The 12,757-nt window shown below is 60.3% G+C and carries 7 protein-coding genes; 6 read left to right on the top strand and 1 reads right to left on the bottom strand.

What is annotated here, in order from left to right; translation table 11 throughout:
• Positions 1-92: 92 nt before the first annotated feature.
• The 6 genes from recC (at position 93) to M5B98_RS22810 (ending at position 11,793) form a co-directional block, all read left to right on the top strand.
• On the top strand, positions 93-3,545 hold the full coding sequence (gene recC, locus M5B98_RS22835) for an exodeoxyribonuclease V subunit gamma (protein WP_248744055.1): 3,453 nt from the start codon (positions 93-95) through the stop codon (positions 3,543-3,545).
• Positions 3,542-7,231, top strand: coding sequence for an exodeoxyribonuclease V subunit beta (gene recB, locus M5B98_RS22830; RefSeq protein WP_248744054.1), 3,690 nt, complete (start codon positions 3,542-3,544; stop codon positions 7,229-7,231). The genes recC and recB overlap by 4 nt, the downstream gene beginning before the upstream one ends.
• Complete coding sequence (recD, locus tag M5B98_RS22825; RefSeq protein ID WP_248744053.1) at positions 7,228-9,327, top strand: exodeoxyribonuclease V subunit alpha; 2,100 nt, start codon at positions 7,228-7,230, stop codon at positions 9,325-9,327. Before recB ends, recD begins: the two co-directional genes overlap by 4 nt.
• 125 nt (positions 9,328-9,452) lie before the next feature.
• Positions 9,453-10,028, top strand: coding sequence for a YfiR family protein (locus M5B98_RS22820; RefSeq protein ID WP_248744052.1), 576 nt, complete (start codon positions 9,453-9,455; stop codon positions 10,026-10,028).
• Entirely contained in the window at positions 10,025-11,293 is a 1,269-nt protein-coding gene (locus M5B98_RS22815; protein ID WP_248744051.1) for a diguanylate cyclase domain-containing protein, read from the top strand. Before M5B98_RS22820 ends, M5B98_RS22815 begins: the two co-directional genes overlap by 4 nt.
• A complete protein-coding gene (locus M5B98_RS22810) occupies positions 11,293-11,793 on the top strand; it encodes an OmpA family protein (RefSeq protein WP_248744050.1) in 501 nt (166 codons plus the stop codon). The genes M5B98_RS22815 and M5B98_RS22810 overlap by 1 nt, the downstream gene beginning before the upstream one ends.
• Here the strand turns inward: M5B98_RS22810 and M5B98_RS22805 are convergent.
• Entirely contained in the window at positions 11,790-12,737 is a 948-nt protein-coding gene (locus M5B98_RS22805; protein ID WP_114881330.1) for a LysR family transcriptional regulator, read from the bottom strand. The genes M5B98_RS22810 and M5B98_RS22805 overlap by 4 nt on opposite strands.
• Between the last annotated feature and the right edge of the window lie 20 nt (positions 12,738-12,757).

The following is a 12,757-nucleotide window of genomic DNA, read 5'->3' as shown; positions in this document are numbered from 1 at the left end:
CGTACAGCATTCTCAGACGCCTTGCGGCTGCCCTTACCAACCGACAATGCTAAGGTTCAGCCCTAGCTTTTGTATTTTTCCAAGGAAGCCTCATGCCGGACACACAGTCCCTCAACGCTGCATTCATGGTGGTTCAGAGTAACAGTCTGGACGAACTGCGCAGCCTTGTGATCAGCATCATGCGGCGTTATCCACTGGCTCCTCTGGAAAACGAAATTGCGCTCGTACAGAGCAACGGCATCGCCCAATGGCTCAAGCTGGCACTGGCAGAGGATCCTGAAGAGGATGATTTGGGTGGCTGCGGTATTGCCGCGGCAATTGATGTGCAATTGCCGGGCAGTTTCATGTGGCAGCTTTACCGCATGGTTCTTGGACGAGATGAGATCCCGGCCAAGTCCTTGCTCGACAAGGCCCCTCTGACCTGGCGACTGATGCGCCTTTTACCGCAGGTCATCGACCTGCCGCATTTCGAACCCCTGCAACGATTCCTGACCCATGACACCGACTTGCGCAAGCGCTACCAGTTGTCCGAGCGTCTGGCGGATCTGTTCGATCAGTATCAGGTGTACCGTGCTGACTGGCTCGAGGATTGGGCCGAGGGTCGTCATCAGCTACGAAATGTCAGGGGGGAGGTGAAATCGCTGCCCAGCACCAGTTGCTGGCAGGCGGAGCTGTGGCGTGCATTGCTTGATGATGTCGGTGAGCAAGGCATGGCTCAAAGTCGGGCAGGCGTGCACCAGCGATTCATCGAGTGCATCAACAACCTTGAAAAGGCACCGACAGGCTTGCCATCACGGGTAATTGTTTTCGGAATCTCCTCTCTGCCTGCGCAAGTACTCGAAGCATTGGCTGGTCTGGCCCGTTTCAGCCAGGTCCTGCTCTGCGTACACAACCCTTGCCGTTATCATTGGGCCGATATCGTTGCCGACAAGGACCTGTTGCGTCATCAATACAAGCGTCAGGCTCGCAAGAGCGGCATGCCCGTAGTGCTGGATCCAGAGTCCCTGCATCAACACGCCCATCCGCTGCTTGCTGCCTGGGGCAAGCAAGGTCGTGACTACATCAATCTGCTCGACAGCTATGACGATCCGAACAGCTATCGCGCGGTATTTCGCAATGGTCGTATCGATCTGTTCAGCGAAACAATCCCGCAAAACATGCTCAATCAACTGCAGGATGACATTCTGGAGCTGCGCCCGCTCAGCGAGACGCGTGAGCTCTGGCCCGATGTCGATCTGAAACAGGATCAATCGATTCGATTCCACATCGCGCATAGTGCACAACGTGAAGTCGAGATTCTCCACGATCAGCTCCTGGCTCGATTCAGCGCCAATCCCGATCTTCGCCCCCGCGATGTGATTGTGATGGTGCCCGACATCGACAGTTATGCGCCGCATGTCCGTGCGGTGTTCGGGCAACTGGATCGTCATGATCCACGGTTCATTCCTTTCACACTGGCAGACCAGGGGCAACGCGGCCGTGATCCATTACTGATCGCTGTCGAACATCTGCTCAAACTGCCAGACAGTCGCTTCCCCGTCAGCGAAATCCTCGACTTGCTCGATGTGCCAGCGTTACGCGCACGGTTCGGTGTGGAGGAGCGGGATTTGCCGACGCTGCATCGCTGGATCGAAGGCGCCGGGGTCCGTTGGGGGATGGACGCTGAGCAGCGTGCCGGACTGGGATTGCCAAATGAACTGGAGCAGAACAGCTGGCGTTTCGGCCTGAAGCGGATGCTCCTTGGATACGCGGTCGGCGATTCCAGTGCCTGCGCGGGCATTGAGCCCTACGACGAAATTGGCGGCCTCGATGCCGCGCTGATTGGTCCGTTGTCCGCCTTGCTGGATGCCTTGGAGTACTCGCACCAGCAATTGCTGAAGCCTGCGAAACCTCAAGAGTGGGGGAGTCGGTTACAGGTACTGATGCAGTTGTTTTTCAAAGCGAGCAATGAGCATGACGACTACTTGCTGACTCAGCTTGAGGAGCTGCGCGAGACATGGCTGGAGACCTGTGAGTCTGTCGGACTGGAAGACGAACTACCGCTGACCGTTGTTCGTGAGGCCTGGCTGGCCGGGCTGGATCAAGGGCGTTTGTCCCAACGCTTTCTGGCCGGTGCAGTCAACTTCTGTACCCTGATGCCGATGCGGGCAATTCCCTTCAAGCTGGTTTGCCTTCTGGGCATGAACGACGGCGATTATCCCCGGGCACAACCACCGTTGGACTTCGACCTGATGGGCAGCGATTACCGGCCGGGAGATCGCTCCCGTCGTGAAGATGATCGCTATCTGTTGCTCGAAGCACTGCTGTCTGCTCGCCATCAGCTCTACATCAGTTGGGTTGGACGCAGCATTCGTGACAACAGTGAACGGCCACCTTCGGTGCTGATCGGTCAGTTGCGCGATCATCTCGCCAATGGTTGGCGAATGACTGATGACGGCACGGATCTGTTGCATGCCATGACCCAGGAACACCCGCTGCAGCCTTTCAGTTCACGTTACTTCCATGAAGGTGATGAGCTGTTCAGCTATGCCAATGAATGGCAGGTGCTGCATCAACTTCATGAGCCTGCCGAAGTGAAAGGAATGCTTGAATCCCATGTCCAGGAGGAGCCGCTCGGCCTTGCACTGCTGCAGGATTTTCTGCGTAACCCGGTTCGACACTTTTTCACTCAACGCTTGAAGGTTTACTTCGAAGCGGCACAAGTACCTCAAGCCGATGAAGAGCCCTTTGTGCTGGATGCCTTGCAGCGATACACCCTCAGCAACAGTTTGCTCGACGCGGCCTTGAGGCATCCGGAGAGTGTTGATCAGGCGCTTGAGGCTCAGGCTCGGCGCCTGCAAAACAGCGGGCTGCTGCCCATGGCGGGATTCGGAGAGTGCCTGCAGCGAGAGTTGATCGAACCGCTTCCTGATTTGCTGCAACGCTATCAACAACTGCTGACGCTTTGGCCTACTCCGCTGACCAGTGCGATCCCGATCAATCTTGAATGGCAGGGAGTACGCCTGGAGGGGTGGCTTGGAGGTTTGCATCAGCGCGCCGATGGCGGTGTGCTGTCGGTGACGACGATCCCCAACAGCATCGGTTCAATCAAGAACCGCAAATGGCACCGTCTGATCAAACCGTGGGTTGATCATCTGGTCGCTTGTGCGAGTGGACTGTCCTTGACCACTGCACTGGTCGCCAGCGACGACACTCTCTTGCTTGAACCCATGGAGCAGGATCGGGCATGGCGGGTACTCGAAGACCTGCTGCTCGCCTGGCAGGCAGGAATGCGCCAGCCACTTCCGGTTGCGGTGAAGACCGCTTTTGCATGGCTGGGCCAGAGCGACCCGCCGAAGGCCGAAGCCGCTGCACGCAAAGCCTATGAAGGTGATGGCCAGACCAGCGAAGGCGAGAGACGCGAAAGCCCCGCATTGGCGCGGCAGTTCCCGGATTACGATGCTTTGCTGGTCGAGGAGACATTCCCCGATTGGTGTAACGCTCTATACCGCCCGGTGCTCGAAGCCCCCTGGCAGTCATTGGCCAGCGAGGGGGTACGTTCATGAGTACACAGCAGCCACTTGCCCTGGCATTTCCATTGAAGGGCAGTCAACTGATCGAGGCCAGCGCGGGCACCGGCAAGACGTTCACCATCTCCGCGTTGTATCTGCGCCTGATCCTTGGTCATGGAGGCGAAGCGAGTGGCTTCGGTCGTGAACTGCTGCCACCGCAGATTCTGGTGGTGACCTTCACCGATGCGGCAACCAAGGAGTTGCGCGAGCGAATCCGCACACGTCTGGCCGAGGCCGCACGCTTCTTTCGTGACGAGACGCCGCCTCCTGATACGTTGATCGATGAGCTGCGCGCGCAGTTCGATCCTCAGCAATGGCCCGGTTGCGCCAACCGCCTGGACATCGCCGCGCAATGGATGGACGAGGCTGCGGTCTCGACGATCCACAGCTGGTGTCAGCGAATGCTGCGCGAACACGCATTCGATAGCGGCAGCCTGTTTACCCAGTCTCTGGAAACCGATCACAGCGATCTGCTCGGCGAAGTGCTCCGCGATTACTGGCGCCTGTTCTGCTATCCGATGCGGGGGGATGCACTGAATTGGGTTCGTGCTAATTGGGGAGGTCCGGCCGCCCTGTTGCCTCGTGTACGTGCACTCTTCGGCACTGAACATCATGGCAAGGAAGACAGATCTCCGGCCGAATTGATCGACGAGTGCCTGCAGGAACGCCGCGCAGCATTGGTTGAATTGAAAAAGCCCTGGCAGCAGTGGGCGGATGAGTTGCTCGCCATTTGTCATCAGGGAGTTGCCGGCAAGACAGTCGACGGGCGCAAGATGCAGGCCCGCTACTTTGAACCCTGGTTCGAGAAGCTCAAGACCTGGGCGGAAGACGAGTCACTGGAACAACTGGATATCGGTACCGGATTTACCCGGCTGACGCCGGACGGCATGGCTGAAGCCTGGAAAGGCGAGCCCCCGAGTCATCCGGGACTGGACGCGATGTCGAGGCTAAAGTCGAGTCTCGACGGTCTGCCGACGCCTGACGCGGCTGTGTTGCAGCACGCTGCCAAATGGGTAGGTTCGCGCTTTGAGGAAGAGAAGCGCAGACGTGCCGAAATGGGCTTCGATGACATGCTGCTGCGCCTTGACGCAGCCTTGCAATCCGAAGGCGGCGAGCGCCTCGCCACGCTTATCCGCGAGCAGTTTCCGGTCGCTTTGATTGACGAATTCCAGGACACGGATCCGGTGCAGTACCGGATCTTCGAGAACATCTATCGCATTGAGGAAAACAACCCCGAGACCGGACTGTTTTTGATCGGTGATCCGAAGCAGGCGATCTATGCCTTCCGTGGTGCGGACATCTACACCTATCTGCGCGCGCGAATAGCCACCGCCGGGCGACTGCATACGCTGGGTACGAACTTCCGCTCCAGCCACGGGATGGTCCGCGCAGTAAACCAGGTGTTCGAGCGCGCCGAGTCCCGTGAACAGGGGCGCGGTGCGTTTCTGTTTCGAGAGAAAGACGGTGACAACCCGGTGCCGTTTCAACCCGTGGATGCTCAGGGACGCAAGGAGCATTTACAGATTTCCGGGCAAGACGTGCCGGCGCTGAATATCTGGCGTTTATCTACCGAGCAACCAGTCTCCGGTGCGGTCTACCGCCAGCAGCTGGCGGCGGCCTGCGCCAGTGAAATCACTGTCCTGCTCAATGGCGGACAAGCCGGGAGCGCGGGTTTCGCGCAGGACGGCAAGGATTTTCGTGGGCTGCAACCGGCGGACATCGCAATTCTGGTGCGCGATGGCAAGGAGGCTCAAGCGATACGCGGTGAACTTGCCGCCCGAGGGGTGCGCAGCGTCTATCTGTCGGACAAGGATTCAGTCTTTGCGGCCCAGGAGGCCCATGACTTGCTGGCCTGGCTCAAGGCCTGTGCCGAGCCGGATGTCGAGCGCTCACTGAAAGCAGCCCTGGCCTGTATTACCTTGAATCTGCCGTTGGCTGAGCTCGAGCGCCTGAATCAGGACGAACTGGTCTGGGAAGCCCGAGTCATGCAGTTCCGGGCCTATCGCGAGATCTGGCGCAAACAAGGTGTGCTGCCGATGTTGCGGCGCTTTCTGCATGACTTCCATCTGCCGCAAACCCTGATCGCACGCAGTGATGGAGAGCGGGTGCTGACCAACCTGTTGCACCTGTCGGAGCTGCTGCAGCAGGCGGCCTCCGAACTGGATGGCGAGCAGGCGCTGATCCGGCACTTGGCCGAGCACCTTTCGTTGTCCGGTCAGGCGGGTGAGGAGCAGATCCTGCGCCTTGAAAGCGACGAGCAACTGGTCAAGGTCGTGACGATCCACAAGTCCAAGGGGCTTGAGTATCCGTTGGTATTTCTGCCCTTCATATGCTCGGCCAAACCCGTGGACGGCAGCCGGCTGCCGTTGCATTACCACGATGCGTACGGCAAGGCTCAGGTCAGTCTCAAAGCGGAGGCCGAGCTGATTGCCCTGGCCGACAATGAGCGTCTCGCGGAGGACCTGCGTTTGCTTTACGTCGCCCTGACCCGGGCACAACATGCGTGCTGGCTCGGTGTGACAGACCTTAAACGCGGTAATAACAGCAGCTCGGTCCTGCATCTTTCAGCATTTGGCTATCTGCTGGGTGGTGGTGCATCACTGAGCGAGTCCAGCGGTCTGACCCGTTGGCTCGACGATTTGCAGCAACATTGCCCAGGGCTGAGCATCGTGGAAATGCCACTGGCAACCAGCGAGCGTTACCAGCCACCCCGCAACGACGCGACCCCAAGTGCCACGTTGATCCCCAAGCGCAAGGCCAGCGAAAACTGGTGGATCGCCTCCTACAGCGCATTGCGCATCAGTGATGTGCTGAGCGTAGGCAGTGATGAAGCACCGGACAGTCCCCAAGCACAGAAACTGTTCGACGACGAGCGCCTCGAGCCCGACGCCCCCCGCGAGATCATTCCGGGAGGCGCCGAGATACATCGTTTCCCCCGTGGGCCGAATCCGGGGACGTTTCTCCATGGATTGCTCGAATGGGCAGGTGATGAAGGTTTCGCGGTTTCGCGCGAAGCGCTGGAAGACGCGATCGCCCGGCGCTGCAATCGTCGTGGCTGGGAAGGCTGGATCACGACTCTCAGCGACTGGTTGCAGCATCTGCTCAAATCGCCGATGCCGGCAGGCGCCGGTCGACCTGCAGTCGTGCTCGAGCAACTGAAACAGTATCGGGTCGAGATGGAGTTCTGGTTCGCCAGCCACAAGGTCGATGTCGTCAGACTCGACGAGCAGGTACGCAAGTTCACCCACAACGGCGTTGCCAGGGTGGCCGCCGAGGCCGTGCAACTCAACGGCATGTTCAAAGGCTTCATCGACCTGACCTTTGAGCATGATGGTCGTTACTACGTGGCGGATTACAAATCCAACTGGCTGGGCGTCGATGATGCCGCCTACACCGAGCAGGCCATGGAGCAGTCGATTCTGGAGAACCGTTACGACCTGCAATACGTGCTGTATCTGCTGGCATTGCATCGTCAGCTCAAGGCCCGCCTCGCCGATTACGATTACGACCGGCATGTAGGCGGTGCGTTGTATCTGTTCCTGCGCGGTAACCGGGCAGACAGCGGTGGCGTGTATTTCGCGCGGCCTCCCCGGGAGCTGATCGAGCGTCTGGACTGGATGTTTCAGGGCAAACCGGAACCGAAATCCGAGCCGGTATGGGAACAGGGAGAATTACTATGAGCCGTACCTTCGCGCACTTGTCGCCGATTGCGCTGGATGCAGACAGTCTTGCTCGACTGACGCCCCTGATGCAGGCCGAGGACTTGCTGCAGTTGCTGACCCACTGGGTAGAGCGAGGGTGGCTGCGGGCTCTGGACAAGGCATTCGTGACGTTTCTTCATGAGTTGGTGCCGGACGTCGACCCACTGGTTCTGCTTGCCGCCGCTTTGACCAGTCACCAGCTCGGTCATGGTCACGTGTGCCTGGATCTGTTTGAAACCCTCAAGGCTCCAGACTTTGCCCTGTCTCTGCCACCTGAGGGTGATGCGCAATCCGGCGTGTTGTTGCCGTCGCAATTGCTTGAGTCACTCGAAGGCGCGCACTGGTGCAAAGTGCTGGCCGGAAGCTCTCTGGTGGCGCTGGCTGCCGACGACAGTGAGTCTGCACGGCAATGCCCTCTGGTGCTGTCCGGTAAACGCCTGTACCTGCGCCGGTACTGGGCCTATGAACGACGTATCGACACGGCACTGCGCCAACGTCTGGCAGAGCATGAATCGACGCCGGGCGATCTGTCGCAGCGACTGGACGAGTTATTCGGGTCGGCAAAGACATCCGGTGCGATCGACTGGCAGAAGCTCGCCTGCGCACTGGCGACCCGAGCTGCCTTCAGCATCGTCACGGGCGGGCCGGGCACCGGCAAGACCACCACGGTCGTGCGTTTACTGGCGTTGCTTCAGGCCCCGGCGGTCGAAGCCGGCCAGCCTCTGCGTATTCGCCTGGCCGCGCCTACGGGTAAAGCGGCAGCGCGGCTGACCGAGTCCATCAGCCAGCAAGTGCAGTCGCTAAAAGTCGCCGAGGCCGTTCGGGAAAAAATTCCTTCCGAGGTAACGACCGTGCACCGCTTGCTGGGCAGCCGTCCCGGCACCCGGCACTTCCGTCACCATGCCGGTAATCGTCTGCCACTGGACGTGCTGGTGGTCGATGAAGCGTCCATGATCGACCTGGAAATGATGGCCAACCTGCTTGATGCGTTGCCGTCACATGCTCGTCTGGTGTTGCTGGGCGACAAGGATCAACTGGCCTCTGTCGAGGCCGGTGCTGTGCTGGGGGATCTGTGCCGTGATGCCGAGGCGGGTTGGTACAGTCCGCAGACACGTCAGTGGCTGGAGTCCGTGAGCGGGGAGTCCTTGCATGACGCCGGTTTGCACGAAGACACGGACGGTACGCACCCGCTGGCGCAGCAAGTGGTGATGTTGCGTCACTCGCGGCGTTTCGGCGAGGGCAGTGGCATCGGCCAGCTTGCACGCCGGGTGAATCAGCAACGGCCGGATGAGGCTCGTCACTTGCTGGGAGCGCGAAGCCATGACGACGTTTATTCGCTGGCACTCAAGGGCGAGCATGACCATGCACTGGAACGCCTCGTTCTGGATGGGCATGGTGAGGGTCCCCACGGTTATCGGCATTACCTGAGCGTCTTGCGCAATCAGCGCCCCCCTGCCGGTGCCCCTCTTGAACATCCCGGTTGGCTCGATTGGGCGCGAGCAGTCTTGCAGGCATTCGATACGTTCCAGTTACTGTGCGCCGTGCGCAAGGGACCGTGGGGTGTCGAGGGGCTGAACCTGCGTATCACCGAAGCACTGCTCAAGGCGCGGCTGATCGACAGCGACCAGCAGTGGTATGAAGGCCGTCCGGTCCTGATGACCCGCAATGACTATGGTCTGGGGTTGATGAACGGTGATATCGGCATCGCTCTCAAACTGCCCGAACGAGATGGGCCGAACGCCGGTGAACCGGTGCTGCGGGTGGCGTTCCCGCGTAACGATGGGCGCGGAGGGGTGCGGTTTGTGTTGCCGAGCCGGCTCAATGATGTGGAAACCGTGTACGCCATGACGGTGCACAAGTCGCAAGGCTCGGAGTTTGCCCATACCGCGTTGATTCTTCCCGACGCCCTGAATCCGGTATTGACCAAAGAACTGATCTACACCGGCATTACCCGAGCCAAACACTGGTTCACCTTGATCGAACCGCGAGCCGGGGTATTCGAGGAAGCGGTGCAGCGCAAGGTCAAGCGCCTGAGCGGTTTGATGCTGGAACTGGAAGAGGGCGCAGGGCTCTGACGGTGAAAATGCCTTCGTTTGCCGGCGTTATCTGACCGACCGGTCAGAGGGGGCTGTATCGCTGGCGTTCCAACGCTGTGCTATCGTTGCGGCATCATTTCGTAACGATCCAAGAGAATCCCTGCATGAAGCTGGCTGTCTGGGCGACAGAGCGCGTAGTTGGCAGCAAGCGAGCGTTGCTTGCCGTTCTGCTCTGTTTGCTCACAGGCGGGGTTGCTGCCCAGCCGCAAACACCGGTCGGTATGGCTGAACAACGGGCCAAATCCGTCACTCAGGTAGTCCTTGGCATCCTCAGTTACGCCCGTTGGCCGGTCGAGCCTGCGCAGTTGCGCCTGTGCATCGTCGGTCCCACCGAATACACCGACGATCTGGTGAAAGGCACGACCCAGGCCACGGGCCGGCCTGTCACGGTGCGTCGCCTCCTGGCTGACAACCCGTCCATCGTCAGTGAGTGCGATGCGGTGTATATCGGCAAGCTCACCGCCGATGAACGCAGCCGTCTGTTCGCTTCGCTGATCGGTCACCCGGTATTGAGCATCAGCGAGGGCGGCGATCAATGCACGGTCGGCAGTCTGTTCTGCCTCCGGGTCGGTGACGATCAGGTGTCTTTCGAGGTCAATCTCGACTCCGTCGCCCGCAGCGGCGTGCGCATTCATCCGAGCGTGCTGCAGTTGTCGCGCCGCAAGCCGGCGGCTCCATGAGACGCGACAAATCCACAGGGCGTCCGACCCTGGGTTCGGTCATCGGCCGCGGGCACTTGATCGTGGCGCTGGTTGCCGTGGCAATGGCCAGTGTGTCCCTGACCCTGCTGGGCGTTTTGGCGCTGCGGGTCTATGCCGATCACAACCTGCACCTGATTGCTCGTTCGATCAGTTACACCGTGGAAGCGGCGGTGGTGTTCAACGACAAGCCTGCCGCGACGGAGGCGCTGGCGTTGATCGCCTCGACCGAAGAGGTGGCGGACGCGCAGGTGCTGGATAGCCAGGGTCAGTTGCTGGCGCGATGGCAGCGACCGGAAAACGGTTTGTTTTCCGGGCTGGAAATGCAGATCACGCGGATAGTGCTGGAAAAGCCGATCAGCCTGCCGATCCTGCACCAGGATCGCGAGATCGGCCGGGTCCTGTTGATCGGTCACGGCGGCAGCCTGATGCAGTTTCTGTTGAGCGGACTGGCGGGCATCATTCTCTGCACGGCGATCAGCGCCTGGGTGGCGCTCTATCTGGCGCGCCGTCAGTTGCGCGGGATCATCGGCCCGCTGCACAGCCTGGCGGGAGTGGCCCACGCCGCCCGCAGCGAACGGGCACTGGACCGGCGGGTGCCACCGGCGAAAATCGCCGAGCTCCACAACCTCGGCAACGACTTCAACGCTCTGCTCGATGAGCTGGAATCGTGGCAGACCCACCTGCAAAACGAGAACGAAACCCTTGCCCACCAGGCCACTCACGACAGTCTCACGGGACTGCCCAACCGGGCGTTTTTCGAGGGGCGCCTGATTCGTGCATTGCGCAGTGCCAACAAACTCAACGAGCGCGTGGCGGTGCTGTTTCTCGACAGTGATCGTTTCAAGGAGATCAATGACAATTTTGGTCATGCGGCCGGCGATGCGGTGCTGGTGGCGGTCGCGAACCGGGTGCGGGCGCAGTTGCGCGAAGAGGATCTGGTGGCGCGTCTGGGCGGCGATGAATTTGCCGTGCTGTTGACGCCGTTGCACAAGACCGAAGACGCCGAGCGCATTGCCGACAAGATTCTCGCCAGCATGGACACTCCGATTGCATTGCCGGGCGACACCCTTGTGGTGACCTCGCTCAGTATCGGTATTGCGGTTTACCCCGATCATGGCGCCACGCCCGGCACCTTGCTCGATGCGGCCGACGCCGCGATGTATCAAGCCAAGCGCCTGTCCCGCGGCGCCCAATTCACCGCCGGGTCGGAGCACCTGGTCGATCCCGTTCAAACCAGGAGCTGATGCCCGTGTTCTCAATGTCCTTTCGACTGATTTCCACCCTGTTACTGACCGCCATGCTGGCCCTGACCGGTTGCCAGACCGCTCCGCAAAAAGGCCTGACGCCGGCGCAGATTGCCGTGCTCAAGCAGCAAGGCTTTGAACTGACCGACGACGGCTGGGAGTTCGGCCTGTCGGGCAAAGTGCTGTTTGGCAGCGACATCGAAAGCCTGAACAAGCAAAGTACCGAGATCGTCGAACGTATCGGTAAGGCCCTGCTCGGTGTCGGTATCGAGCGGGTTCGCGTGGATGGCCACACCGATGCCTCGGGCAAGGAAGCCTACAACCAGCAGCTGTCGCTGCGCCGAGCGAAGAGTGTGGGCAAAGTGCTGACCACGGTCGGCATGAAGGAAGAGAACATTCAGCTGCAAGGCCTCGGTAGCCGCGAACCGGTGGCCTCCAACGACACCGCCGCCGGCCGCACCGAAAACCGCCGGGTGTCGATCGTGGTCAGCGCCGACTAGTCGGCGAACTGCATCTCCCGGGTCTGTCCCATCAACAGCGCCTGATTGCGCTCGGTCACTTCGCGGATGTAGTCCCACAACAGGGTGATCCGCTTGAGCTTGCGCAAATCCTCCCGGCAGTACATCCAGAACTGCCGGGTGATGTCGATTTCTTCCGGCAGCACCGGCAACAGGCGCGGGTCCTGTGCCGCGAGGAAGCACGGCAGAATCGCCAGCGAGCGCCCCTGCTGCGCCGCCACGAATTGCGCGATCACGCTAGTACTGCGCAAGTTCGCGCTGGCGCCGGGCACCACGTTTGCCAGATACAGCAGCTCCGAGCTGAACGCCAGGTCATCCACATAACTGATGAATTGATGCTTGCCCAAATCGGCGGGGCGGCGGATCGGTGGGTGCTTGTCCAGGTATTCCTGAGTCGCGTAGAGCTGCAAGCGATAGTCGCAGAGTTTGCAGCACACGTACGGCCCGTGTTCCGGGCGTTCGAGGGCAATGACAATGTCGGCCTCGCGTTTGGACAGGCTGATGAAGTGCGGCAACGGCAGGATGTCCACCGAGATCGCCGGGTAGGCGTCGACGAAGTGGCTCAGTTGCGGGGTGATGAAAAAGCTGCCGAAACCTTCGGTGCAGCCCATGCGTACATGCCCGGACAGCGCGACACCGGAGCCGGACACCTGTTCGCAGGCCATGTGCAGCGTACTTTCGATCGACTCGGCGTAACTCAGCAGGCGCTGGCCTTCGGCGGTCAGTACGAAACCGCTGGTGCGGGATTTCTCGAACAGCAATGTACCCAACGCGGCTTCCAGCGAACTGATCCGCCGCGACACCGTGGTGTAGTCCACCGCCAGGCGTTTGGCCGCGGTGCTGGCCTTGCGGGTACGGGCGACTTCGAGGAAAAACTTGAGGTCGTCCCAGTTCAGCGAGCCTAAAGACGTGATATTTTTTTGCATGATGGACGGGCTTATATGTG

This window comes from Pseudomonas sp. MWU12-3088, assembly GCF_023242405.1.
Lineage (GTDB): Bacteria > Pseudomonadota > Gammaproteobacteria > Pseudomonadales > Pseudomonadaceae > Aquipseudomonas > Aquipseudomonas kribbensis.
The sequence above is the reverse complement of the archived record's forward strand: the minus strand, read 5'-3'. Positions and strand labels throughout refer to the sequence as shown.

Excerpts from the sequence above, each read along its gene's own strand:
- recC (WP_248744055.1), top strand. The coding sequence starts at position 93 with ATGCCGGACACACAGTCCCTCAACGCTGCATTCATGGTGGTTCAGAGT.
- recB (WP_248744054.1), top strand. The coding sequence starts at position 3,542 with ATGAGTACACAGCAGCCACTTGCCCTGGCATTTCCATTGAAGGGCAGT.
- recD (WP_248744053.1), top strand. The coding sequence starts at position 7,228 with ATGAGCCGTACCTTCGCGCACTTGTCGCCGATTGCGCTGGATGCAGAC.
- M5B98_RS22820 (WP_248744052.1), top strand. The coding sequence starts at position 9,453 with ATGAAGCTGGCTGTCTGGGCGACAGAGCGCGTAGTTGGCAGCAAGCGA.
- M5B98_RS22815 (WP_248744051.1), top strand. The coding sequence starts at position 10,025 with ATGAGACGCGACAAATCCACAGGGCGTCCGACCCTGGGTTCGGTCATC.
- M5B98_RS22810 (WP_248744050.1), top strand. The coding sequence starts at position 11,293 with ATGCCCGTGTTCTCAATGTCCTTTCGACTGATTTCCACCCTGTTACTG.
- M5B98_RS22805 (WP_114881330.1), bottom strand. The coding sequence starts at position 12,737 with ATGCAAAAAAATATCACGTCTTTAGGCTCGCTGAACTGGGACGACCTC.